Annotated in this window: 26 protein-coding genes; 17 read left to right on the top strand and 9 right to left on the bottom strand. The window is 67.6% G+C overall.

All coding sequences use genetic code 11. The features are described from left to right. Positions 1-118: 118 nt before the first annotated feature. Positions 119-1615 carry a CoA-acylating methylmalonate-semialdehyde dehydrogenase gene (locus ABIC35_RS09745; RefSeq protein WP_121079178.1) on the bottom strand — a complete coding sequence of 499 codons (1497 nt, stop codon included), beginning with the start codon at positions 1613-1615 and terminating at the stop codon, positions 119-121. 160 nt (positions 1616-1775) lie between these two features. On the opposite strand from ABIC35_RS09745, the gene ABIC35_RS09740 reads away from it, so the two are divergent. Genes ABIC35_RS09740 through ABIC35_RS09730 form a run of 3 tightly spaced genes read left to right on the top strand, consistent with a single transcriptional unit; the run spans position 1776 to position 3386 of the window. After that, entirely contained in the window at positions 1776-2606 is an 831-nt protein-coding gene (locus tag ABIC35_RS09740) for a TIGR00266 family protein (RefSeq protein ID WP_121074643.1), read from the top strand. A gap of 1 nt (position 2607) precedes the next feature. After that, the gene (locus ABIC35_RS09735) at positions 2608-3147 is read left to right on the top strand and encodes a GNAT family N-acetyltransferase (RefSeq protein ID WP_121074646.1); all 540 of its coding nucleotides are present in this window, start codon (positions 2608-2610) and stop codon (positions 3145-3147) included. Further along, on the top strand, positions 3126-3386 hold the full coding sequence (locus ABIC35_RS09730) for a hypothetical protein (protein WP_121074649.1): 261 nt from the start codon (positions 3126-3128) through the stop codon (positions 3384-3386). The genes ABIC35_RS09735 and ABIC35_RS09730 overlap by 22 nt, the downstream gene beginning before the upstream one ends. On the opposite strand, the gene ABIC35_RS09725 is transcribed toward ABIC35_RS09730, so the two are convergent. Continuing rightward, a complete protein-coding gene (locus ABIC35_RS09725; protein WP_121074652.1) occupies positions 3381-4541 on the bottom strand; it encodes a DUF1624 domain-containing protein in 1161 nt (386 codons plus the stop codon). The two genes, ABIC35_RS09730 and ABIC35_RS09725, sit on opposite strands and share 6 nt — an antisense overlap. 49 nt (positions 4542-4590) lie before the next feature. Between ABIC35_RS09725 and ABIC35_RS09720 the strand changes: the two genes are divergently transcribed. Then, on the top strand, positions 4591-6642 hold the full coding sequence (locus ABIC35_RS09720; protein ID WP_354278424.1) for a TonB-dependent siderophore receptor: 2052 nt from the start codon (positions 4591-4593) through the stop codon (positions 6640-6642). Here ABIC35_RS09720 and ABIC35_RS09715 read toward each other — a convergent pair. The 3 genes from ABIC35_RS09715 to ABIC35_RS09705 form a co-directional block, all read right to left on the bottom strand. Beyond that, positions 6636-7961 carry a serine hydrolase gene (locus tag ABIC35_RS09715; RefSeq protein ID WP_121074658.1) on the bottom strand — a complete coding sequence of 442 codons (1326 nt, stop codon included), beginning with the start codon at positions 7959-7961 and terminating at the stop codon, positions 6636-6638. The two genes, ABIC35_RS09720 and ABIC35_RS09715, sit on opposite strands and share 7 nt — an antisense overlap. Positions 7962-8032: 71 nt before the next feature. Continuing rightward, on the bottom strand, positions 8033-10009 hold the full coding sequence (parE, locus tag ABIC35_RS09710; protein WP_121074661.1) for a DNA topoisomerase IV subunit B: 1977 nt from the start codon (positions 10007-10009) through the stop codon (positions 8033-8035). Positions 10010-10130: 121 nt separating this feature from the next. Beyond that, positions 10131-10868 (bottom strand): GcrA family cell cycle regulator, encoded by a 738-nt coding sequence (locus ABIC35_RS09705; RefSeq protein WP_121074664.1) that lies wholly within the window; start codon positions 10866-10868, stop codon positions 10131-10133. A 52-nt stretch (positions 10869-10920) separates the two neighbouring features. Here ABIC35_RS09705 and ABIC35_RS09700 point away from each other — a divergent pair, with 52 nt between their 5' ends. The 5 genes from ABIC35_RS09700 to argF all read left to right on the top strand — a co-directional run bounded on the left by ABIC35_RS09700 (position 10921) and on the right by argF (position 17090). Next, on the top strand, positions 10921-11760 hold the full coding sequence (locus tag ABIC35_RS09700) for an ABC transporter permease (protein ID WP_121074667.1): 840 nt from the start codon (positions 10921-10923) through the stop codon (positions 11758-11760). Positions 11761-11819: 59 nt separating this feature from the next. Beyond that, positions 11820-13184 (top strand): HD-GYP domain-containing protein, encoded by a 1365-nt coding sequence (locus ABIC35_RS09695; protein ID WP_121074670.1) that lies wholly within the window; start codon positions 11820-11822, stop codon positions 13182-13184. 72 nt (positions 13185-13256) lie between these two features. Then, positions 13257-14693, top strand: a complete 1437-nt coding sequence (locus ABIC35_RS09690) for a patatin-like phospholipase family protein (RefSeq protein ID WP_121074673.1) — start codon at positions 13257-13259, stop codon at positions 14691-14693. Between the two features lie 132 nt (positions 14694-14825). Continuing rightward, positions 14826-16016: an aspartate aminotransferase family protein gene (locus tag ABIC35_RS09685; protein WP_121074676.1), complete on the top strand. Its 1191-nt coding sequence runs from the start codon at positions 14826-14828 to the stop codon at positions 16014-16016. A 156-nt stretch (positions 16017-16172) separates the two neighbouring features. Beyond that, positions 16173-17090 (top strand): ornithine carbamoyltransferase, encoded by a 918-nt coding sequence (gene argF, locus ABIC35_RS09680; RefSeq protein ID WP_121074679.1) that lies wholly within the window; start codon positions 16173-16175, stop codon positions 17088-17090. A 40-nt stretch (positions 17091-17130) separates the two neighbouring features. Here the strand turns inward: argF and ABIC35_RS09675 are convergent, their stop codons facing one another. Beyond that, the gene (locus tag ABIC35_RS09675) at positions 17131-17928 is read right to left on the bottom strand and encodes a hypothetical protein (protein ID WP_121074681.1); all 798 of its coding nucleotides are present in this window, start codon (positions 17926-17928) and stop codon (positions 17131-17133) included. Between the two features lie 330 nt (positions 17929-18258). Here ABIC35_RS09675 and ABIC35_RS09670 point away from each other — a divergent pair, with 330 nt between their 5' ends. The 8 genes from ABIC35_RS09670 (at position 18259) to queE (ending at position 22374) form a co-directional block, all read left to right on the top strand. Continuing rightward, complete coding sequence (locus tag ABIC35_RS09670; protein ID WP_121074684.1) at positions 18259-18465, top strand: cold-shock protein; 207 nt, start codon at positions 18259-18261, stop codon at positions 18463-18465. Between the two features lie 89 nt (positions 18466-18554). Further along, the gene (locus ABIC35_RS09665; RefSeq protein WP_121074687.1) at positions 18555-18773 is read left to right on the top strand and encodes a hypothetical protein; all 219 of its coding nucleotides are present in this window, start codon (positions 18555-18557) and stop codon (positions 18771-18773) included. A 4-nt stretch (positions 18774-18777) separates the two neighbouring features. Then, the gene (locus ABIC35_RS09660) at positions 18778-19119 is read left to right on the top strand and encodes a DUF6481 family protein (protein ID WP_121074690.1); all 342 of its coding nucleotides are present in this window, start codon (positions 18778-18780) and stop codon (positions 19117-19119) included. Between the two features lie 48 nt (positions 19120-19167). Further along, positions 19168-19296: a hypothetical protein gene (locus ABIC35_RS09655; RefSeq protein ID WP_294334755.1), complete on the top strand. Its 129-nt coding sequence runs from the start codon at positions 19168-19170 to the stop codon at positions 19294-19296. Between the two features lie 182 nt (positions 19297-19478). Further along, on the top strand, positions 19479-20405 hold the full coding sequence (locus ABIC35_RS09650) for an Hsp33 family molecular chaperone HslO (protein ID WP_121074693.1): 927 nt from the start codon (positions 19479-19481) through the stop codon (positions 20403-20405). A gap of 80 nt (positions 20406-20485) precedes the next feature. After that, complete coding sequence (locus tag ABIC35_RS09645) at positions 20486-20905, top strand: DUF3617 family protein (protein ID WP_354278423.1); 420 nt, start codon at positions 20486-20488, stop codon at positions 20903-20905. Between the two features lie 147 nt (positions 20906-21052). Next, on the top strand, positions 21053-21745 hold the full coding sequence (queC, locus tag ABIC35_RS09640) for a 7-cyano-7-deazaguanine synthase QueC (protein ID WP_121074696.1): 693 nt from the start codon (positions 21053-21055) through the stop codon (positions 21743-21745). Further along, complete coding sequence (gene queE / locus ABIC35_RS09635) at positions 21742-22374, top strand: 7-carboxy-7-deazaguanine synthase (RefSeq protein WP_121074699.1); 633 nt, start codon at positions 21742-21744, stop codon at positions 22372-22374. Before queC ends, queE begins: the two co-directional genes overlap by 4 nt. 58 nt (positions 22375-22432) lie before the next feature. On the opposite strand, the gene ABIC35_RS09630 is transcribed toward queE, so the two are convergent. From ABIC35_RS09630 to lipB, 3 genes are all read right to left on the bottom strand, one after another. Further along, positions 22433-23170, bottom strand: a complete 738-nt coding sequence (locus ABIC35_RS09630) for a hypothetical protein (RefSeq protein WP_354278422.1) — start codon at positions 23168-23170, stop codon at positions 22433-22435. A 116-nt stretch (positions 23171-23286) separates the two neighbouring features. Then, a complete protein-coding gene (locus ABIC35_RS09625; protein WP_121074704.1) occupies positions 23287-23514 on the bottom strand; it encodes a hypothetical protein in 228 nt (75 codons plus the stop codon). A gap of 104 nt (positions 23515-23618) precedes the next feature. Next, positions 23619-24263, bottom strand: a complete 645-nt coding sequence (gene lipB / locus ABIC35_RS09620) for a lipoyl(octanoyl) transferase LipB (RefSeq protein WP_121074707.1) — start codon at positions 24261-24263, stop codon at positions 23619-23621. Between the last annotated feature and the right edge of the window lie 24 nt (positions 24264-24287).

The following is a 24287-nucleotide window of genomic DNA, read 5'->3' as shown; positions in this document are numbered from 1 at the left end:
CGACGAAAGTCTGGATCCATTCGCCACTCGGGTGCAGCACGAGCCGTGACGGCGACCCCAATGGATCCCGGCTTTCGCCGGGATGACGGAATAGAGGAGAGCGGCGTCCTCAAGCGCGTCACCCCATGGTCGGGATGACGAAGGCGTTGCTGCCGTCGGGGGCGCCGTCGGGCCAGCGCTGGGTGACGGTCTTCACCTTGGTCCAGAAGCGAACGCCTTCCATGCCGTGCTGGTTGACGTCGCCGAACGCCGAGCGCTTCCAGCCGCCGAAGCTGTGATAGGCGACCGGCACCGGGATCGGCACGTTGATGCCGACCATGCCGACATTTACGCGGGCCGCGAATTCGCGTGCGGCATGGCCGTTGCGGGTGAAGATCGCGACGCCGTTGCCGTACTGATGCTCGCTCGGCAGGCGCAGCGCGGTCTCGAAATCGGGGGCGCGGACGATCTGGAGGACCGGGCCGAAGATCTCCTCCTGGTAGCTCTTCATGTCGGGCGTCACGCGGTCGAACAGTGACGGGCCGATGAAGAAGCCCTGCTCGTGCCCCTGCAGCTGGAAGCCGCGGCCGTCGACCACCAGCTCGGCGCCTTCGTCGACGCCGGTCTGGATCCAGTTCTCGACGCGCGCCTTGTGCGCGGCGTTGACCACCGGGCCGTATTGCGCCTCGGCATCGGTCGACACGCCCACCCGCAAGGCCTCGATCGCCGGGATCAGCTTTTCGCGGAGCGCGTCGGCGGTCTTGTCGCCGACCGGCACCACCACGGGGAGGGCCATGCAGCGCTCGCCGGCCGAGCCGAACGCGGCGCCGGAAAGGTCCGCCACGACCTGGTCGAGATCGGCGTCGGGCATGACGATGCCGTGGTTCTTGGCGCCGCCCATCGCCTGGACGCGCTTCCCCGCCTCGACGCCGCGGCGATAGACATAATGCGCGATATCCGACGAGCCGACGAAGCTCACCGCGCTGATCGCCGGATGGTCCAGGATCGCGTCGACCATTTCCTTGTCGCCCTGCACTACCTGGAGGATGCCCTCGGGCGCGCCGGCCTCCAGCATCAGCTCGGCGAGACGGACGGGCACCGAGGGATCGCGCTCGGAAGGCTTGAGTAGGAAGGCGTTGCCGCAGGCGATTGCCACGCCGAACATCCACATCGGGATCATCGCCGGGAAGTTGAACGGGGTGATGCCCGCGCCGATGCCCAGCGGCATCCGCATCGAGTAGACGTCGATGCCGGGGCCGGCGCCCTGGGTGTACTCGCCCTTGAGCGCGTGGGGGATGCCGCAGGCGAATTCGATCACCTCGAGCCCGCGCTGGATGTCGCCCTTCGAATCCGCGATCACCTTGCCGTGCTCGGCGGAGAGCAGGTGCGCGAGCGCGTCCATGTTTGCCTCGACCAGTTCCTTGAAGCGGAACATCACGCGGGCGCGGCGCTGCGGATTGGTCGCGGCCCAGCCGGGCTGGGCGGCCTGTGCGGCGGCGACGGCGCGGTTGAGATCGGCGGCGGTGCCGAGCGCCACCTGCGCCTGCACGGCGCCGCTATTGGGGTCGAAAACGTCCGACCTACGGCCCGCGCCGCCGCCGGAATGGCCGACGATCACATGATCGATAACACGCATCATACTCTCCTGCGGATCGGCTGGACGCCGACTCATGCCTTGTAATTAAGTTGCGCAATGACACAGCGCATCCGGGATGTCACCCCGGACGATAGGGGAGGCTTTCGCGCGTCACCGGCTTTGGTGTACTAGGTCGCTGCAACACGTACAGGAGAGACCCATGCCGCCGATGAGCCCCTGGTCGCACACGCGCCGCGAAGGCTATGCCGACGACATCGATTTCGAGATCAAGGGCCAGGAGCTGCAGTTCGTCGAGATCGAGCTCGATCCCGGCGAAAGCGCGGTGGCCGAGGCCGGCGCGATGGTGTGGAAGGACGCGCCCATCACCATGCAGACCGTGTTCGGCGACGGCAGCAACGCCGGCGGCGGAATCATGGACAAGCTGCTCGGCGCAGGCAAAAGGCTGGTCACCGGCGAGGGTCTGTTCACCACCGTCTTCACCCACCAGGGCAGCGGGAAGGCCCGCGTCTCGTTCGCCTCGCCCGTCCCCGGCGCGATCGTGCCGCTGCGGCTGGCGGACATCGGCGGCACGCTGATCTGCCAGAAGGACGCGTTCCTCGCTGCCGCCAAGGGCGTGCAGATGGGCATCGCCTTTCAGCGCCGGGTGATGACCGGGCTGTTCGGCGGCGAGGGCTTCATCATGCAGCGGCTCGACGGCGACGGCTGGGTGTTCGTCCAGATGGGCGGCGCGATCGTCGAGCGCGAGCTGGCCCCCGGCGAGGAACTCCATGTCGATACCGGCTGCTTGGCCGCCCTGACGCCGTCGGTGGATTTCGACCTGGTCTCGGTGGGCGGCGTGCGCAGCATGCTTTTCGGCGGCGAGGGCGTGTTCTTCGCGCGGCTGCGCGGACCCGGCAAGGTGTGGATCCAGTCGCTGCCCTTCGCTCGACTGGCCGGGCGCATGCTCGCCGCGGCCAATGGCGGCGGCCACAATCGCGGCGAGGGTTCGGTGCTGGGCGGGCTGGGCGACTTCATCGGCGGCAATCGCTGAGATGGCGGACACGCCCGTGCTGGCCACCGCGCGGCTGCGCCTGCGGCCGCGGACGGTGGACGATGCCGAGGCGCTGTTCCCCAGCCTCTCCGACGCCGCGCTGATGACTTGGTGGGCCCATGCGCCCCACCGAGATGTCGCGGAGACGCGTGACAGTTTCGCCGCCAACGGTCCCGGTCGGCGCGTGTGGTCGATCACTCTGGCTGAGAACGATTGCGCCATCGGCTTCATTCCGGTGACCGAGAAACGGCCGAACGTCAGCGAGATCGGCTATCTCCTCGCCCGCGCGCACTGGGGGCAGGGGATCGCCGAGGAAGCGATCGGCGCGGCGCTAGACCAGCTCTTCCTCGCCGAAAACCATCGGCGGGTTTTTGCGGACACGGACCCGGACAATGTGTATTCGCGCCGGCTGCTCGAACGGCTGGGCTTCCGGCTGGAGGGGGTGCTGCGCGCCGAATGGGAGACCCATATCGGCGTCCGCGACACCACGCTCTACGGGCTGCTGAAGGAAGACTGGACATGCCGACCCCGCCGAACCTGAACGATCCTGCCGAGCGCGCCGCCTACAAGGCCGAGCTCAAGCAGATCGCGCGGCCGTTGCGGATGGGGGCCGTGTGGCTGGCGGTGCTCGGCGCGCTGCTCGCGGCGCTGCGGGCGAAGGTCTGGCCGATGCCGATCGCGGTGCCCGCGGCGGTGCTCGGGCTGGCCTTCTTCCTGATGGTACTCGGCATCACCGTGCGGGTGAAATACCACCAGCGGCGGATGCGCGGCGACCTATAGGTAGCGCATCCACCAGGCGTCGCTCCGGCGCTTGCGGTCGCCGAAGGCACGGGTAGCGAACCAGCACGGCACCGCGACGATCGCCGCCAGCAGCCATAGCGCGGTGACGTTGGGCACGCTCACCGGCCCGGCCACGCCCAGCGCCGCACCCGCCGCCAGGTTCAGCGCCCGCAGCAGGTAGAGGTGGAACAGGTAGAAGAATAGCGGCGCGCCGCCCAGCACCGCCAGCAGTGCCGCGGCCCGCGCCGGCAGCCGCTCGAAGGAGGCCAGCACGATCAGCCCCACGCCCAGCGTCGCCAGCACGAAATCGGCCGAGGGCGGATATTTGGTGAGGTTGACGAACTGGAGCACGGTGCCGAGCGCGTCCGCGCCCGCCTGCCAGGGGTGGAGGTCGCCATAGACGTTGGTCGCGCGCAGCAGCACGAACAGCGCCAGCGCCGCGAGGCCCGTCGCCACCAGTTTCTTCTGCCGCGCGGCAGCGTCCACCTCGCGCGCGAACCACGGCCCCAGCGCGTAGCCGAGCGCGATCACCCCGATCCACGGCAGGAGCGGATAGCTGATCCGCAGCCGCCCGCCCCAGGGCAGGTCGAAGATCGTGCGTTCGTGCAGCACCGCCCAGATCGCGTGGCAGGGTTCGCTCGAGACGTGTGAGCCGTCGAACAGATTGTGCCCCAGTACGATCGCCAACCCGAGCGCGATCAACGCGGGACGGGGCAGGTGGACCAGCGCCGCCAGCGCCAGCATCGACAGCCCGATCACCCAGATCACCTGCAGGTAGAGCATCGCTGGCGTGAGATCGAAGCCCCAGGCGAAGTTCACCACGGTCAGTTCCAGCAAGACCAGGAACAGCCCGCGCTTCCACAGAAAGTCCGAAGCCGCCGCGGCCCCACCCCGCGACTGCGCATAGAGCCACGCCGCCAGCCCGGTGAGCAACACGAACACCGGCGCGCAAAAGTGCGCGGTCAGCCGGGTAAGGAACAGCGCGGTCGGCGTCTCCGGCCCCAGCGGGTCGGCGACCGGCACCGTCGAATAGAAGGTCTCGCGGGTGTGATCGACCAGCATCAGCAGCATCACCAGCCCGCGCAGGGCGTCGATCGAGCGGATGCGGGGGAGGGCGGACACGTCCGGGGCGATGGTTGACAAGCGCTGCAACATGCTGCAGCGCAATGATACAACATCACACAAAGGGCAACCCATTTTGCGCGTGACACTCGCCACGGCCTTGCTTTCGCTCGGCGCGATCTTCCCTGCCGCCGCCGAAGCGCACGAACCCGAAACCGATCCCGCCGGCCAGGAAATCGTCGTGCTCGGCACCCGCGAGCAGCATACGGACGGCACGCTATCCGCCGACCCGGCGACCGAGCGCATGTCGCCATCGAGCCGGGTGCTGGAGCGCGACCTGCTCACCGCCGCCGGCAGCTATCGCCTGTCCGACGCGCTGGAGCTGGTCAGCGGCGTGAGCAACCAGAACAACCGCGGCGGCGTGATGGACAATTTCGCGATCCGCGGCTTTCTCGGTACGCCCGACGGCGGCGCCGAATATTATGTCGACGGCTTCCTCGCCAATCGCGGCATGGCCCCGCCGCGCGACCCCGCCACGACCGAGCGGATCGAGCTGCTCAAGGGGCCGATGGGCGCGCTGTTCGGGGATGCCGATCCGGGCGGGCGGGTCAATCTGGTGAGCAAGACGCCGGGAACAGTCGCAACGGGCAGCGCCACGCTCACCTATGGCTCGTTCGACACCAAGCGCGCCGAGCTGGACCTCAACCAGCCGATCACCGCCACGCTGGCGGTGCGGGTCGCGGGCGCGGTGGAGGACAGCGACGGCTGGCGCGACTTCGTGACGCTCAAGCGCCGTACGCTCGCGCCCTCGGTCACCTGGCGACCGTCCGCGGGTGTGCAGTTCACCTATGTCGGCGAGATCACGCGCTTCGATACCCCGTTCGATCGCGGCATGCCCGCCATCGCCGGCGACGCCAACGCGCTGCCGCGCAACCGCTATTTCGGCGAGCCGAGCAACGGCGTCACTCGCTTCCGCAACGAGCGTCACCAGCTGACCGGCGAGGTCGCGCTCGGCGGCGGCTGGGCGCTCAACGGCGGCGTGGCATGGCGCACCGGATCGCTGAACGGCTTCTCCGCCGACCAGTCCCGGCTGGTGGGGAGCAGCCTGTGGCGGCAGCGGCGGCAGCGCGACTATACGGTGGACGACCTTTCTGCCCGGATGGAGCTGACCGGCCGCGTCACCCGCCACCAGCTGAGCGTCGGCCTCAAGGGCACGGTGCTCGACTATCGCGAAGGGCTGCTGCGCCGGAACCCGAGCGCCGCCGCGCCCTATGCGATCGACGTGTTCGCCCCCGTGTATGGCGGCACCGCGCTGCCGCTCACGCCCTTTACCGACAATCGCGAGAAGCGCTGGGCGGCGACCGCCTATCTCCAAGATTTGTGGGAAGTAACCGATCGGCTGACGCTGAGCGGCGCGGTGCGCTACGATCCCTATCGCCAGCGCATCGCCAACAACCGCACCGGTGCAGTGGGCCGGGCGGTGGACGATCCGGTGCACTTCCGCGTCGGCGCACAATATCGGCTCGACCCGCGCTTCGCCCTGCACGCGAACTGGGGCGAGAATTTCGTGCTCAACTCAGGCACCGGCCGCGACGGCAGCGGCTTCGCGCCGGAAACGGGCAAGGGCTATGAGCTGGGCGCCTCCGCGCGGCTGCCGGGAATCGATCTGTCGGCCAGCTGGTTTTCCATCGAGAAGCACAACATCCTGACCAACGATCCGGTGGATCCCAATTTCAACGCGCCCGTCGGCCGGTTGCGCAGCCACGGCATCGAGCTCGACGGATCGGCCCGGCTCGGCCGCCACTGGCAGCTGGTCGCCAACTATGCCTGGACGCATGCCCGCACGCTCGACCGCAGCTTTGCCACCGACCGGGTGCTCGACGTGCCGACCCATGCCGGCACCGTCTTCCTGCTTGGCCGCTTCCTCGATGCGGCCGGGAAGGGCCTCTCGGTGAGCGGCGGCCTCGCTTATGTCGGCGACCGCATCGGCGCGATCGACGGCAGCGGGCTGGTGCTGCCCGGCTACGTCAAGGCCAAGGCCGCGGCGGAATACGCCTTCTCGCGGCGCCTTACCGTGCGGCTGGAGGCGGACAATCTGTTCGACGCGCGCTATGCGATGAGCTCGTACAGCAGCCTCTGGGTCTACCCCGGTGCCCCGCGCACGGTGCGCGGATCGGTGCGGATCGCTTATTGAGGCGGGGCGGCCAGCTCGGCCGCCTTGCCGACCAGCCCGGCGAAGCGGCCTTGCTCGACCTCCTGCGCGGGGTCGTTCCAGCTGGCGGAGAGGACGGTCCAGCCGCCGTCCTTGCCCTGCAGCAGCAGCGTCATCGCGATCACGCCCGGCTCGGACCCGCCCTTGTAGCCGACATAGCTCCATTTGCTGGCGGCCAGCGGCGGGATGCCGGGGTTCTTGGACAGCACCGCGCGCGCGTCCTTGCCCTTGGGGCCTTCGGTGTTGCGACGGATCCAGTCCATCACCCGGACGAGATCGGCGGGCGTTTCGAACCATTCGAGCGTGTCGATCGACAGCGGCTTGCCGGCGGAGAACAGGCCGACATCCACCTTGCTGAGCGGCGTCGCTGCCACCTCGCCGGCGAGCAGCGCCCGCCGCTCGGCCTCGTTTGCGGCGATATAGCGATCGCGCAACGCCGGGATGGTCTTGAGCTTGAAGACCTCGCCGGTGCCGAGGAACGGCCGGTTGCGCGCGGGATCGGCGATGCCGACCACCGGCAGCATCGCCTCGACCTTGGTGCGCCCCAGCGTCTTCAGCAGGATGTCGGTCGCGCTGTTGTCGCTGATCGAGATCATCTGCGTGGCCAGTTCGCGCAGCGAGACCTTGGTGCCGGCCGGCTTGGCTGTGTAGCCGCCGCCGGGCAGTTCGCTGCCGTCGAGCGTGACCATGTCGTCCCAGCTGCGCTCGCCGGCACTGGTTGCGCGGATCAGCTCGGCGAGGATCACCAGCTTGAATTCGGAGCCGATCGCGAAGGCCTGGTCGGCATTATGCTGGCGGAGCAGCTGCGGCTTGCCGTCGCCCAGCTTTGCGAGCGCATAGCCGGTGCGGCCCGGCAGCCCCTTGAGCGCGGCTTCGACCGCGTCGAGCGTCGCCTCGCGCGCGGTGACGCCCTGCACCAGCAGCCCGGTGATGCGGTGGTCGCCGGCAGGATCGACGGAGATCGCCATGCTGACCAGCGCGTCGCGATATTCGACGGTAATCGTGCCTGACCACGGCGTCTTGGCATCGAGATGCTGCAGGTCCGAATAGGGGCCGGCCGATGCCGCGATCTGCTGGCGCACCGTGTCGAACGTGGCCTTGGGCACCTGCGCGCGGAAGGCGTCGGAGAAGGCGGCGTCATAGTCGCCCTTGCCCTGCAACAGGTCGGGCAGCTGGTTGACGCGGTCGCGGAATTCCTTGGCCGCCTGCACCGGCGCGGCGGCGGGTGCCGCGGGCGCCGTCTGGGCCAGGCAAGGCGTCCCGCAGGCCAGCAGCGGCGGGACGATGGCGATGAGACGCATCCGACGTATCCCCCCCCTGTGTTAGGAGGATGGTACACATAGTCCGGCGGCGCGCAAGCCGCGACGCGCTCTCAGGCGTCGATCACCTCTTCGTCGAGCCGTGCCGCATTTTCCTGGATGAAGGCGAAGCGGTGGGCGGGGTTGTTACCCATCAGGCGGTCGACCAAGTCCTTCACCCCCGCGCGCTCCTCATATTCCTGGGGCAGCGTCACGCGCAGCATGCCGCGCGTCTTGGGGTCCATGGTGGTTTCCTTGAGTTGGTTCGGGTTCATCTCGCCGAGGCCCTTGAACCGGCTGACTTCGACCTTCTTGCCCTTGAACGCGGTCTTCTCGATCTCGATACGGTGCGCGTCGTCGCGGGCGTAGAGGCTCTTGGAGCCCACCGTCAGGCGGTAGAGCGGCGGCTGGGCGAGGTAGAGGTGGCCCTTGCGCACCAGGTCCGGCATTTCCTGGAAGAAGAAGGTCATCAGCAGCGTCGCGATATGGGCGCCGTCGACATCGGCGTCGGTCATGATGATGATGCGTTCGTAGCGCAGATGGGCGGCGTCGCAGTCCTTGCGGGTGCCGCAGCCGAGCGCCTGGATCAGGTCGGCGATTTCCTGATTCGCCAGGATCTTGGCCGAGGTCGCGCTGGCGACGTTGAGGATCTTGCCGCGGATCGGCAGGATCGCCTGGGTCTTGCGGTCGCGCGCCTGCTTGGCCGAACCACCGGCCGAATCGCCCTCGACGATGAACAACTCGGTGCCCTCGGGGCTATCGGCCGAACAGTCGGTGAGCTTGCCGGGCAGGCGCAGCTTGCGGCCGCTCGTCGCCGACTTGCGCTTGACCTCGCGCTCCTGCTTGCGGCGCAGGCGATCGTCCATCCGCTCGAGCACATAGCCGAGCAGCGCCTTGCCGCGCTCCATATTGTCGGTGAGGAAATGGTCGAAATGATCGCGCACCGCCTTTTCGACGAGCGCGGTCGCCTCGGGGCTGGTGAGGCGGTCCTTGGTCTGGCTCTGGAACTGCGGCTCGCGGATGAACACCGAGAGCATCACCTCGGAGCCGGTGACGACGTCGTCCGGGTTGAGGTCCTTGGCCTTCTTGTTGCCGACCAAATCGGCGAAGCTGCGCAGGCTCCGTACCAGCGCCTGGCGCAGGCCCTGCTCATGGGTGCCGCCGTCGGGCGTGGGGATGGTGTTGCAATACCAGCTATAGCTGCCGTCGCTCCACAGCGGCCAGGCGACCGCCCACTCGACCCGGCCCTGCGAATCGGGAAACTCCTGGGTGCCCGCGAAGAAATCGGCGGTGGCGCATTCGCGGCTGCCGACCTGTTCCTTCAGGTGATCGGCGAGGCCGCCGGGGAACTGGAACACCGCCTCGGCCGGCGTGTCGTCGGCGATCAGCGACGGATCGCACTTCCAGCGAATCTCGACGCCGGCGAACAGATAGGCCTTGGAGCGGGCGAGCTTGTACAGCCGCGCCGGCTTGAACAGCATCTCGCCGAAGATCTCGGGATCGGGGGTGAAGGCGACGCTGGTACCGCGCCGGTTGGGCGTGCCGCCGATCTTCTCCAGCGGGCCCAGCGTCTGGCCCTGGCTGAAGCGCTGGCGATAGAGCTGCTTGTCGCGCGCGACCTCGACCACCGTGTCGACCGACAGCGCGTTGACCACCGAGATGCCGACGCCGTGCAGGCCGCCCGAGGTGGCATAGGCCTTGCCCGAGAACTTGCCGCCCGAGTGGAGCATCGAGAGAATCACCTCGAGCGCCGACTTGTCCGGAAAGCGGGGGTGCGGATCGACTGGCATGCCGCGGCCATTGTCGACGATGGTGATGCGGTTGGGCGCGGAGAGCGTCACCTCGATGCGGTTGGCGTGCCCCGCAACCGCCTCGTCCATCGCATTGTCGAGGATTTCGGCTGCGAGATGGTGGAGCGCGCGCTCGTCGGTGCCGCCGATATACATGCCCGGGCGGCGCCGTACCGGCTCCAGGCCTTCGAGCACCTCGATCGACGAGGCGTCATAGGTGCCGGCGGGGACGGAGGGCGCAGCGAAGAGGTCTTCGGACATGCGGAACGTATAGGGGGTGCGGGGGTGCCCGCGCAAGGCGGGGTTGTATGTAGGTCCATGACCCCAACGCACGTCATCCCGGCTTTCGCCGGGATGACGGCTGGAAGCGAGAATCTATAGCTTACCGCGGGCGGGGCGTGCCGCCGAAGGGCATGGTCGGCGCCGGGCGACGGTCGCGGCGGGGGAGCTGCGCCTGATACGCGTGGCCGCAGTGATCGACGCAATAGGGGAAGCCCGGATTCACCTTCTCGCCGCAGAAGTGGAAGTCCGGCTCGCCCGGATGGCCGAGCGGCCATTTGCAGATCTTGTCGTTCAGATCGAGCAGCGTCGTCTTGCCCGCGATCGCCTCGCTCGGCTTGGCGGGGACGAGGCGGCGCGGCGGGGCCGGGGTGCTCGGCGGGGCCTGCTCGCCCGGATTCTGGCGGATGAAGCCGCCCGGGCCGACCGAGCGGAGCACCGGCTGGGGTGCGCGCGGTGCTGCGGGCTCGGCCGCGTCGGAGTCGCTGTCGACGTCCGCATCGTCGAAGGGCGCGGGTGCGGCAGGCGCGGGGGGCGCCGGGCGCGGGGCAGGGGCCGGCGCGGCTGCCTGGGGGCGCGGCACGGCGGGTGCCGGCGCAGGCTTGGGCGCGGGTGCCGGCTTAGGCTCGGCCGGCGCTGCTGCGGCAGGCGTCGCGGCGGCAGCGGCCTTGGCTTCGTTGGACTTCACCGGCGACGGACGCGAGGGCAGGCCGAGGCGGTGGGCCTTGCCGATCACCGCGTTGCGCGACACGCCGCCCAGTTCCTCGGCGATCTGCGTCGCGGTCAGGCCGCTGTCCCACATCTTCTTCAGCGTTTCGATACGCTCGTCGGTCCAGCTCACTTCGGTTCCTTCGTCTTGCGGGCGGCGGCGTCAGCGGGTACGCGATCGCGTCATGAGCAGCCACCCCGAAATCGGTTCACAGCTTCCCGAGCCGGGCGTTCCGGTGATTCGCAACGTCAACTGGGGAGGCTTGCGCACCCTCTATATCAAGGAGGTGCGCCGTTTCTTCAAGGTGCAGCTCCAGACGGTGTGGGCACCGGCGGTCACCACCCTGCTATATCTGGTGATCTTCACGGTCGCACTGGGCGGCGGCGGGCGCACCGTCACGCTCGACGGTGTCTCGATTCATTACGCCGATTTCATCGCCCCCGGCCTGATCGTGATGGGGATGCTGCAGAACGCTTTCGCCAATGCCAGCTTCTCGCTGCTCGTCGGCAAGATCCAGGGCACGATCGTCGACTATCTGATGCCGCCGCTCTCCACCGGCGAGATGCTGGCGGCACTGGCCGGCGGATCGGTGACGCGCGCCTTCTGCGTCGGCGGCACGGTGTGGCTGGCGATGGCGCTGTGGGGCGTCCACGTCTTCCCGGCGCATTTCTGGGCGGTGCTGTGGTTCGGCTTCCTCGGCTCGCTGTTCCTCGCGCTGATGGGGGTGCTCACCTCGATCTGGGCGGAGAAGTTCGACCATGCCGCAGCGGTGACCAACTTCGTGGTGGCGCCGCTCGCATTGCTGTCCGGCACCTTCTACTCGGTGGAGAATCTGTCGCCGGTGTTCCGCGCGATCAGCCATGCCAACCCGTTCTTCTACATCATCTCGGGCTTCCGCTACGGCTTCCTCGGCGTGGCCGATTCGCCGATCCTGATCGGCAGCCTGGTGATCCTGACGCTGGACGTGGTGCTGGGGCTGTTCTGCTACGGGCTGCTGCGTCGCGGCTGGAAGATCAAGAGCTGAGCGAAACCCGGTCTTAAGCCGAATCCCGCTATGGCTGCGTCCCCCGATGGACGCCGCCCATGCTGCACTTTGATTCCGCCCATTTCGATGCCCGGTCCGGCGAGACGACGTCGCTGGCCGAGATCCTGGGTGCCTTCTCCTACGCGCTCGACCTGACCGAGGGGCAGCCCGCCGGCCATTCGCTGCGGGCCTGCTGGATCGCCAGCCGGATGGCGGTGGCGCTGCGGTTGTCGGCAGCGGAGCGCCGGACCGTCTATTACGCGACGCTGCTCAAGGACCTGGGCTGCAGCAGCAACGCCGCGCGGATCGCCGAACTCTATCTCGCCGACGATCGCAAGGTGAAGCAGGAGCACAAGCTGCTGGCGGTCGGGCTCGGGCCGACGCTGCGCTATGTCTTCACCCGCACCGGACAGGGCGAGCGGCTGGGGGCGAGGGCCAAGGCGATCCTCGCCATCCTGCGCGATGGCAACGCCATCGTCACCGACCTGATCCAGACTCGCTGCACCCGCGGCGCCGACATCGCCCGCCAGCTCCGCTTCCCTGCGCCGGTGGCGCAGGCGATCGCCGCGCTCGACGAGCATTGGGACGGCAGCGGCAAGCCGCTCGGCCTGCGCGGCGATGCGATCCCGCTGGCGGCGCAGCTGGCGCTGCTCGCGCAGATCGTGGACGTCTTCCACGCCGCAGCCGGTCCGCAGGCGGCGATCGAGGAAGTGGCGGCGCGCTCGGGTAGCTGGTTCGACCCGGCGCTCGCGCGGTGCTTCACGGTGCTCGTCGCGCGCGAGCCGGGCTTCTGGGCGGACCTCGCCGATCCCGCGCTCGAAGCCCGCGTCCGCGCGTTCGAGCCCCGGGAGCAGCGCGTCGCGGTCGACGAGGATTATCTCGACGACATCGCCGCCGCCTTCGGGGCGGTGATCGACGCCAAGAGCCCCTATACCGGCGGCCATTCGGGGCGGGTGGGCGCCTATACCGAAGCGCTGGGGCAGGCGCTGGGCGTCGAGGGCGCCAAGCTGCGCACCCTCAAGCGCAGCGCGATGCTCCACGATGTCGGCAAGCTGGCCGTGAGCAGCCGGGTGCTGGAGAAGCCGGGCAAGCTCGACGAGATCGAATGGGAGGAAATGCGCAGCCATGCCGCGCACACCACCGCGATCCTCTCGCGCATCGCGCCGCTGCGCGACATGGCGGCGGTGGCCGGCGCGCATCACGAGCGGCTGGACGGGCGCGGCTATCCGCTCGGGCTCGACGCGATGCTGATCGCACGCGAGGCGCGGATCATCACCGTCTGCGACTTCTACGACGCGCTCACCGCCGATCGCCCCTATCGCGCGGCCCTGCCCGTCGAGCAGGCGCTGGGCATCATGGCGGGGGAGGTCGGCAAGGCGATCGACGGCGAGGTATTCGCGGCCTTGCGCGAAATCATTACCTAGTAAAACCGGTTATACGGTAAGGTGACATGAAGGGACTCGCGGGGGCGGGTTTCCAATGGGGTGGGGATCACTATGAAGACACTACGTTTTCTGTTCGCAATGGCTGCGGCAGGACTGTCGCTTGCGGGCTGTTCGCAGCCGCGGCCCAAGGCGATCATGGGCTGTAACTACAAGATGGTACCGATCAGCGTCGGTCCGGCATGGCAGGCACGCCAGATGCGGATGGTTGCCGGCGACGCCTTGGCGCGCGTGCCGAGCAGTGCGGAGGAAGAGCTTGGGGCGGCATTGCGCGCGCGCCGCACGCTGCGCCTGCGCACCACGGGGGCACCCGGTGCAACCGCTAGCTTCGTCGAGCCCGATCGCTTCCTCGCGCTCAGCGGCGGCGGCCAGCATGGTGCGTTCGGCGCGGGCTTCTTCTACGGTATGGGCAGACTACCGACCTGGGACATCGTCACCGGCGTGAGCACCGGATCGCTGCAGAGCACCCTGCTGTTCCTCGCCAACCAGAAGGTGCCGGGCGACCGCGACTATGCCGCCTGGGTCGATGGCCCGCTTTCCGGCAAGGAAGGCGATACCGGGTTCGTGGTGCAGCCGGGCACGTCCAATGTCGGCGACCTCGTCCTCGCCTACTCTATCCTGAAGGAAGCCGATCTGCTGCGCGTGCGCGGCGACGGGGCGGGGCTCGGCGCGGTGCTGAAGGGATCGAGCGCGACCTTCGTGCCGCTCCGCGCACGGCTGCTCAAGATCATGAGCCTCGGCACGCTCCACGAAGTGGCGGAGGAAGGAAAGGTCGGCCGCAAGCTGCTGGTCGGCGTGAGCAACCTCGATGATGGCGGGGCCTATGCCGTCGACCTCACCGCGCTCGTCGCACCGCTGCTGGGGAACCCGTCGCCTGCCGATCAGGAGCGGATCCATGGCTGCTATGTCGATGCGCTGCTCGCCTCGTCTTCGGTCCCGCCGGGCGTGCCGCCGGTGACGCTGCAACGGCTGGTCGACGGGCCGCCGGACCAGCCGATCCAGGAGCAGCGCATCCAGATGTACATGGATGGCGGCGCCCGCTTCGGCATGTTCCTCCAGCCCGAGGAGCGGGCGTTCGAGGCGGCGGGGCCGGGGGGCAGGGCCGAGATCACGCTCATGGTCAACACTTCGATGGATCCCGGTACCTGGACCGGTACCGACCAGCCGATGCAGCGCTTCTCGGCGATTTCCGGCGCGCTGCGGGCGGTCGATCTGCTCGAGACGCAGGTGTACAGCTTCTCCGCGGCGCAGGTGGAGGACCTAGGGCTGCGCTATGGCTGGCTGCGGATGGCGTCGCTCACCAGGGCGCCGGGTGGCGAGAAGCCGGAGGATCACGTCTTCAACGGCAAGACCTGCAGCCAGTGGCAGGCGATCGACGCCAAGGCCAAGCCGCTGCAATTCTACCCGTGGTACATGGCTTGCACCGCCGATTACGGCCGCAGCCGCGGTGCCACCCAGCAATGGAACCACCGCGTGCCGGCACAGCCATAGGGACGGGCATAAAGGCAGGTTGACCTGCGGCCCCAAGCGGCCCTAGATATGCGGGAGGGCGGCCCGGATAGGTCGCCCTTTTGCGTTTCTGGAGTTTCCCCAACCCTTTTTTCGTCAAGGAGTATCGTTCCCATGACCATCACCCCGCTCATGCCCGTCTACCCGCGGTGCGGTGTGCGGCCGGTGCGAGGCGAGGGCTGCTACCTGATCGGGGAACGAGGGGAACGCTATCTCGATTTCGCCGCCGGTATCGCCGTCAACGCGCTGGGCCATGGCCACCCGCATCTGGTGAAGGCGATCGCCGACCAGGCGGCCACGCTGATGCACGTCTCGAACCTCTACGGCTCGCCCCAGGGCGAGGCGCTGGCCGAGCGGCTGCTCAAGCACAGCTTCGCCGACACGGTGTTCTTCACCAATTCTGGCGTCGAGGCGATCGAGTGCGCGATCAAGACCGCGCGTCGCTATCACTATGCCAATGGCAATCCGCAGCGGCACAAGCTGATCACCTTCAAGAACGCCTTCCACGGCCGTTCGTTGGGCGCGATCTCGGCGACCGACCAGGGTAAGATGCGCGACGGGTTCGAGCCGCTGCTGCCGGGCTTCGACTATGTGCCGTTCAACGATCTCGAAGGTGCGATCGCCAAGATTGACGACGAGACCGCCGGCTTCCTGGTCGAGACGATCCAGGGTGAGGGCGGCATGACCGCCGGCAACGTCGAATTCATCCAGGGCCTGCGCAAGGCCGCGGACGAGCACGGCCTGCTGCTGATCCTCGACGAGATCCAGTGCGGCTATGGCCGTACCGGCAAGATGTGGGCCTATGAGCATTACGGCATCACGCCCGACATCATGACCTCGGCCAAGGGCATCGGCGCGGGCTTCCCGCTCGGCGCCTGCCTCGCGACCGAAGAGGCAGCCAAGGGCATGGTCGCCGGCACGCACGGCTCCACCTATGGCGGCAACCCGCTGGCGATGGCAGCGGGCATGGCGGTGCTCGACGTGATGGAGGAGCCCGGCTTCCTCGAGCATGTCACCCGCATGGGCGAGCGCCTCCGCCAGGCCTTCGAGCAGTTGATCCCCAACCATGATCATCTGTTCGAGGAGATCCGCGGCAAGGGGCTGATGCTCGGCATCAAGATGAAGGACAGCGTGGTGAGCCGCGACTTCGTCGCCCATCTGCGCGACCATCACGGGCTGCTGACCGTGGCCGCGGGCGAGAACGTGTTCCGCGTGCTGCCGCCGCTGGTGATCGACGAAAGCCACATCGCCGAGGCGGTCGACAAGCTGAGCGCCGGCGCGCGCAGCTTCGCCCCGGCCAACTAAAGCGTTTCCTCCCCCGCGAAGCGGGGGAGGGGGACCATGCGCAGCATGGTGGAGGGGGGCTCCCCCCGCGCGAGGCGTTGGTGGCCCGGGGCATTCCCCCTCCACCACCGGCTTCGCCGGCGGTCCCCCTCCCCCGCTGACGCGAGGGAGGAAACCATGACCCGCCACTTTATCGATCTCACCGATGCCGGCGCCGACGCGATCGCGGCGATGCTGAACGACGCGATGGCGCGCAAGCAGGCCCGTGCCGGCTGGCCCAAGGGCAAGCCCGATGCCGACGCCCCGCTCGCCGGCCATGTGCTGGCGATGATCTTCGAGAAGAACAGCACGCGCACCCGCGTCTCGTTCGACATGGCGATCCGCCAGCTCGGCGGCACCAGCATCGTGATGGACGCGGGCTCGATGCAGCTCGGCCGCGGCGAGAGCATCGCCGATACCGCGCGCGTGCTCTCGGGCTATGTCGACGCCATCATGATCCGTACCGACGACCACCAGAAGGTGCTCGACATGGCGAAGTACGCCAGCGTGCCGGTGATCAACGGCCTCACCGATGCCTCGCATCCCTGCCAGATCATGGCCGACCTGCTGACCATCCTCGAAAGCGGCAAGGCGCTGCCCGGCCTCAAGGTCGCGTGGCTGGGTGACGGCAACAACGTGCTCGCCTCCATCATGGAAGCCGGCGGGCTGATGCAGTTCGACGTCGTGGCCGCCTGCCCGCAGGGCTATCAGCCGAGCGACGCCGATGTGGCGCGTGGGCGTGGCCGCGCCCGCGTGGTCGGCACCGCGCGCGAGGCGGTGGAGGGCGCCGACATCATCGTCACCGATACCTGGATCTCGATGGGCCAGGCCCATGCCGAGACCAAGCTCAAGGCGATGATGCCCTTCCAGGTCGACGAGGCGCTGATGGCCGCCGCCAAGCCCGATGCGCGCTTCCTCCACTGCCTGCCCGCGCATCGCGGCGAGGAAGTGACCGACGCGGTGATCGACGGGCCGCAGTCGCTGATCTGGCCCGAGGCCGAGAACCGGCTGCACGCGCAGAAATCGGTTCTGCGCTGGTGCTTCGGGCAGCTTTGAGGGACGCTTAATCCTCCCCCTGGCGGGGGAGGATAGTGGGTCAGATCCCCGCTAGCGCGCTCACCGCGGCGACATCGGCCATCGGCAGCGCGCCCACGGCCTGCTCGACCGATGCGAGTGCCTGCTCCCCCGATTGCCGCTCGCTGTCGTCGCAGGGCGTGTCGTCGCGATGCTTGTGGTCCTTGCGGCGCAGTGCCGCCTTGAGCTCGCGGGCGAGGGCGCGGGCTTCGTTCTTGAAATCGTCGTCGGCCTTGGCACGCGCGGCATCGGCGGCGCGCTTGTCTTCGGCCGCCTTGTTTGTGCCAAGCGCGGTAGCTTCGGGCTTGGCCGCTTCGCCTTCGGTTGCCGCCTTGTCCTTCTCGGCAGTCTCCGCCGGGGGCGTCGCTTCGCCCGCACCTGCGGCAGGCGCGTCGGCCTTGACCTCGCCCGCGGGTGACGCCGCGCCGGCCGAAGCGTCCCCGCTATCCGCGCCGGCAAGTTCGGCCGTGCTGCCGCCGGCGCTGGTATAGCTCTTCACCGCCGCGGCGAGTTCGCGCGCGATCTGCGCGGCGGCGCGGGCCAGCTTCTTGGGGTCGCCCGCGTAGATCATCTTCAGCGCCTGCAGCCGCGCCTTCAGCTCCTTCACCTTCTGCGCCGCGCGCGCTCTCTGGTCGTCGTCCGTCTTGGTCTTGATCGTCTTGAGGGTGGCGACGGCGTCTTTCGCCTGCTGCAACTTGCGCGCGGCCATCTCCTCCTGCTTGGAAGGTGCTGCGTTCGTCGCGGCGCCGGTGGCGGTGCCGGTGCTGCGCGGCGGCGCCATCGAGGCCAAGGCGGAGAAGGAGACGACAGGGATCTTCATCTTCTCTTCATAGAAAGAGATGTGCGCCGTGGCTCGGATGCCCCGGTAAAACTACGTAAATCTTTCCTGTTGCCGCGCGCCAGACGCCGAGTTGTACGGCGCAGCGACCCGTGTTCGCGCGAACTGCCAAATAATCGACGGGGTTCCGCACAAAATTCGGTACACACCCTAACAATCCCTGTGCGGCACCCCATATGATAAGCGCTGACGTCGCATGCGACGGATATTGGGCCGCTTAGGCTCCTCCCTTTGTCCCTTTCTAGCCTCACCGAAGCCGGGATGCGCCGCTGTTGGCGCATGCCCGTCATGCCTGGGACAAAGGATGCCCATATGATCACCGGAACCGTAAAATTCTTCAATAACGACAAGGGCTATGGCTTCATCGCGCCGGAAACCGGCGGCGGCGACGCCTTCGTCCACATCTCGGCCGTCGAGCGCGCAGGCATGCACACGCTCGATAAGGACCAGCGCGTTACCTACGAGCTGGAGACGGACCGTCGGGGCAAGACCTCGGCCGTCAATCTTCAGTCGGCCTGAAGCACAGCGGATCGGGCGGGCATGCCAATGCCCGCCCGTTTCCATTTGGACCGAGCGGGAACCCCCTGCTTCAGGAAACGGAGGACAGCATGTCCAGAGCAATCAACGTCAGCGCCGCGAAAGAACATGTCGTCGCGACCTGCGCCAAGCGCAGCATCGTCATCAGCGCGATCGAGACGCTGCAGTCCGGCGGAACGCGCGTGGTGATGAACAGCGCCGCCGATACGGCGATCATCGCCAAAGCCTATGGCCGCAAGGTGATCACCGGCGCCGTCGTCCGCGTACCGACGCGCATGGGGAGGCTGTAAGAACATGGTAGCATATACGGCTCCAGGATTTCAGGAACGCGCGAGCGCCTCGGCTACGGCGAAGAGCCGGGCGCTGGCGATGCTGCGGTCACGGCCCGTCGCCGATGCCGATGCCTTGGCAGCGGCCAAGGAGCGTCGCGTGGCGGCCGAAAAGGCCAATGCCGAAAAGCGTGCAGCAGCGCTTGCCGAGCGCGAGGCACTTGCCGCTGCCAAGCGCGAGAGCAAGGCCGAAGCGATCCGTGCGGTAGAAGCCGCAGCGGCCGTCCCGGTACCCACCGAGGCGGATCGCAAGGCGGCACGCGACGCGCGCTACGCGGCTCGCAAGGCCAACAAGCGCGCCCGCTGATCCGATCGCGACCCTAGGGTCGCGACGGCGCAAGCCACAGGAGTAGCCATGGCCAAGGGTCAGAAGAAGTCGAACAAGGAAGCGCGCAAGCCGAAGGCCGAAAAGGCGCCGAAGCAGAATGCGTCCAATCCCAGCACCAAGGGCAAGCCGGTCGAGATGACCACGCTGAAGTCCTGACGAACGGGGGAGCGCGCAGGCGCTCCCCTTGTCGCATGCGGCAAAGGCCTGCCGGTTACGGCCCACATTGTTTCCGGCCGCCAAACCCCTATTTACACCTCCGAACCTAGAAAATGCGTTCGTCGGAACGCGCGGAGTCACCCCGACTTCTCGCGACCGCAAACGAATGCCGGAGACGTATCGTGACTCATCCCGTTCCCGCCGCCGATCTCGATCGCGTGACCGGCTTTGCTATCCCCGAGCGCCATGTCCGCGGCCGCGTTACGCGGCTGGGTCCGGTGCTGAACGAGATTCTCTCGGCCCATGCCTATCCGGCGCCGATCGAGAAGCTGCTGGCCGAGGCGCTGACCCTCACCGCGCTGCTCGGCAGCACGCTCAAGGATGCCGAGGGGCAGATGACGCTGCAGGCGCAGACCCAGCGCGGCATCGTCAGCCTGATGGTGTGCGACTACAAGAATGGCGAGCTGCGCGGCTATGTGCAGTTCGATGCCAAGCGGCTGAGCCAGCTCGGCAAGAACCCGTCGCTCAGCGCGCTGTTCAACGGCGGCTATCTGGCGGTGACCTTCGACCAGGCGCTCACCAACGAACGCTACCAGGGCATCGTGCCGCTGGAGGGTGCCTCCATCGCCGAGGCGGCGCAGAGCTATTTCCTCCAGTCGGAACAGATCCCGACGCTGGTGCGGCTCGGCGTGCACAAGGACAAGACGACCGGCAAGGTGATCGCCGGCGGCCTGTTCCTGCAGCATCTGCCCGAGGGCGAGGTGGGGCGCGAGCGGCTGCACGTGCGGCTGGACCATCCCGAATGGCAGCATGTCGAGGCGCTGGGCGGCACGATGGGCGCCGACGAACTGGCCGATCCGGCGATCCCGCTGGAAGGGCTGGTGTGGCGGCTGTTCAACGAGGAGAGCGAGGTGCGCATGCTCGCCGGGCATGATCTGTCGCGCGGCTGCCGCTGCGGGGCAGACTATATCCAGCAGGTGCTCGCCAAGTTCCCCGAGGAAGAGCGCGCGGCGATGGCCGACGAAGGCGGCGTGATCAAGGTCGATTGCGCCTTCTGCTCGAAGCAGTTCCCGGTGGCGCTCGCCGATTTCGTTCCGCCGTCGTTGTAAAGCCGTAATCCTCCTATGATATGTGAATCGGCGGACGGTGCCGTGGGAGCGGCGCCGTCACCGTTATGGAGGTTGAACGGGTGAACAAGCGGGTGGTGTGGATGGCGGTGGCCGGGCTGGCGCTGGCGGCGACGGGTGCATCGGCGCAGCAGCGGCCGGGTGCGGCGGCGGCACGGCCAGTCGATGTGCCGGCGATCAACCTCATCCAGAAGGGCAAATGGGCGGTACGTGACAGCGAGGGTAGCGAGCGCACGATGTGCGTGCGCGATCCCTATCAGATCCTCCGCCCCGAGAAGATCACCACGCCCTGCCAGAATGTAGTGATGGAAAGCGCTGCCAGCCGCGCGACGGTGCGCAGTGTTTGCACCGGCCATGGCACGATGCTCACCCGCATCACCACCGACACGCCGCGGCAGGTGACCGTGGAGATGCAGGGCGTGATCGACGGCCAGCCTTTCTCCGAAACCTATGACGCAAAGCGCATCGGGGAGTGTTCCTGAGCAGCTTGGTTACCATTCGTTAACCGGTTGGGGATAGAAGGATGAGGTCCCCAGGGAGGTGTCTCTCCCTGGTTTGGTTTTCCCATTTCTATCCTTTCCGGCCGTCCCTTCGGGGGCGGCCATTTTTTTGCCGGCGAAAGCGCCTACATGCCGCCGATGACTCAAAGCATTGCCATCGCCCTGGTCTCGGGCGGACTCGATTCCATGGTCTCCGCCGCGCGTGCCCGCGAGGACGGCCACCGCCTGCTCGCCCTGTCCATCGATTACAACCAGCGCCACAAGGTCGAGCTGGAAGCGGCTGCGAAGATCGCTGCCATGCTGGGTGCCGAGCGCCACGTCGTGCTGCCGCTGGACCTGCGCGCTTTTGGCGGCTCCGCGCTGACTGCCGATATCGACGTGCCCAAGACCGGCGTCGGCAGCGACATCCCCGTGACCTATGTGCCGGCGCGCAACACGATCTTCCTCAGCCTCGCGCTCGGCTGGGCCGAAGCGGCGGGGGCGCGCGACCTGTATATCGGCGTCAACGCGCTCGATTATTCGGGCTATCCCGATTGCCGGCCCGAGTTCATCGCCGGCTTCGAGAAGCTGGCCGAGCTCGCCACCAAGGCGGGCGTGGAGGGCGAGCCCTTCCGCATCCAGGCGCCGCTGCAGAACATGAGCAAGGCCGATATCGTCCGCGAGGCGGCGCGGCTCGGGCTCGACGCCGGGCTCAGCTGGTCCTGCTACGACCCGACGCCGGAGGGGCTGCATTGCGGGCTGTGCGACAGCTGCCGGCTGCGTTCGCGCGGGTTCGAGGAAGCCGGGCTGCCCGATCCGACCCGCTACGCCACCCACCCATGAGCTACGCCGTCAAGGAGATGTTCCTCACCCTGCAGGGGGAGGGCGTCAATGCCGGCGCGCGGGCGGTGTTCGTCCGCTTCGCCGGCTGCAACCTCTGGTCCGGCCGCGAGGAAGACCGGGCGACCGCGGTCTGCCGCTTCTGCGATACCGATTTCGTCGGGATCGACGGGGTGGGCGGTGGCCGGTTCGCCGATGCCGCGACGCTGGTCGACGCGGTGGAGGGGCATTGGGGGCCCGGCCAGGACAAGCGCTTCGTGGTGCTGACCGGGGGCGAGCCGATGCTCCAGATCGACGACGCGCTGGTCGAGGCGCTGCATGCCCGCGGTTTCCGCATCGCGATCGAGAGCAACGGCACGCTGCCGGTCCACCCCGGCATCGACTGGGTGTGCATCAGCCCCAAGGCGGGCAGCGCGGTGGTGCAGCGGCGTGGCGACGAGCTCAAGCTGGTCTGGCCGCAGGCGGGTACGGACATCGAAGCGATCGAGGGTTGGGACTTCGCCCATTTCCTGATCCAGCCGATGGACAGCGCCGAGGCCGAGGCGAACACCCGCGCGGCGATCGCCGTGGCGATGGAGCGGCCGCGCTGGCGGCTGACGCTGCAGACCCACAAGCTGCTGGGCCTGCGCTGAGCAAAAAAGAAGGGGTGGCGCAGCGGCCACCCCTCGTTGTTTCAGCCTTGTGCTTGATTCAGCTCAAGGATCCGCACTTGCGCGCCTGATACTCGCCGTTGCGCCAGCATTTGTCGTTGCCGAACTGCGGCAGCGGGCGCAGGACCGGCCAGACGAAGTTCACCCGGCGGGTGCGGAAATGCTGCTCGCCCCAGGCCTTGAGGCTCTCGCGCAGCTCACGCATCCGCTTCATCGCCACATCGCCCACGGTGCCGCGCGGTGCGAACACCACGTCCTGGCCGATTGAGGCAGTCGTCTGGCAGAAAGACAGCTGACCGGAGACCGTCGAAAAGCTCGAATAGACGCGGGTCGAGAAGACGTCGAGCGCGTTTTGCGCAGCCTTCTTGGTCTTGGTCGTTTTTAGGAAATATTTCTCAAGCGTATCATATGCTTTATTGAACTCTTCCTCATGGTCTTTGCGGGCTGCGACATAGTTGTCGTCCGCCAGCAGAGTCGGCTCAAACTTGCATTGCAGTGCAGCAACGTTGAGCGCGGCGCGCAGGCTCCACACCAACGCCGCCCGATATTCCGCCGGCGTGGCGCCGGGCATCGCCTGGGCGATCATGCCGGGCTCGGCGCCCGTGACGGGCGGACCCGACAAGTCCACGGGTTTGAAGAAGAATTGCGCCGAAGCAGGCGCCGAAACGCACATTGCCGCGAGGGCAGCCATGCCCAAAGTGATACGCCGACCGAGCATCCCATCCTCTTGATACCGCTTAGAGAGATGTTCGTTAGGGCGTTTCGATTCGTCGCCCAAGCCCCTTTTTTCCAAACACGACGATCTGTGGACGCGGGGGAGGGTCGGTCCCGAAACGAGAAGGGCCGCCCGGTCGCCCGGACGGCCCTTTCGTAACGTACGCCGAAGCGCGATGATTACATCGCGTTCGAAGCGTTCATCGTGCCGTTGTCGACCATCGCGCCGTTGTCGACCGGAGCGGCGACGTCAACGTTGGTGACCGAAGCGTCGGTGGTGTTTTCCGGAGCCACGACTTCGGTGGTGTTGTTGACGTTGGTCTCGGTGTTGCTGCTGCAAGCCGAAGCCAGGAGGGCCGCGCCGGCGATCATCGAGCCAGCAACGATCTTCGAAAGGACTGCACGCATGTAATAGCTCCCTAGATAATGGATTTGGACGACGCTTGTACGCCGCTAATACCCAAACCGCGCTGGACATTAGACGGTTCGGGGGACACCCTCAAGACTCGAATTTATCCCGCGCGATCCAGAGCGTCCAAAAATGGCAAAAATGTGGCCTGTAAGGCCTGATCGAAGCGGTCCGTCGCAATCGGTTTGCCCAGCTTGGCGGCGCTGGTGACGGGGAATTCGGCGATTCCGCAGGGCACGATGCCGGTGAAATGGGTCAGATCGGGATCGAGGTTGATCGCGAATCCGTGCAGCGTCACCCATTGGCGGATTCGCACGCCGATCGCGCCGATTTTCGCCTCCACCCCGCGATCGAGCGTCCAGATGCCGATCCGGCCGGGCGCGCGGAACGCCTCGATGTCGCATTCACCCAGCGCCGCGATCACCCAGCCTTCGATGGCATGGACATAGTTGCGCACGTCGCGCAGTCGCTCGCGCAGGTCGAGCACGACATAGCCGATCCGCTGGCCGGGGCCGTGATAGGTATAGCGTCCGCCGCGCCCGGTGCGGTGGACGGGGAAGCGCGGATCGAGCATCTCGGCGGGATCGGCGCTGGTGCCGGCGGTGTAGACGGGCGGATGCTCGAGCAGCCAGACCAGTTCCTGCGCCGTGTGCGCGGTGACGGCGGCGGCGCGCGCCTCCATTGCGGCATGGGCTTCGGCATAGTCGATCGGCCGGGGCTCGACCCGCCATTCGATGGTTTCGTGCATGATCGCCGCCGCTTGCGCCCTTCC

This window comes from Sphingomonas trueperi (assembly GCF_040545965.1).
In the GTDB taxonomy this organism is placed as follows: Bacteria; Pseudomonadota; Alphaproteobacteria; order Sphingomonadales; family Sphingomonadaceae; genus Sphingomonas; species Sphingomonas trueperi_C.
Note: the sequence above shows the minus strand (reverse complement) of the source record. Positions and strands in the feature narration are given on the sequence as shown.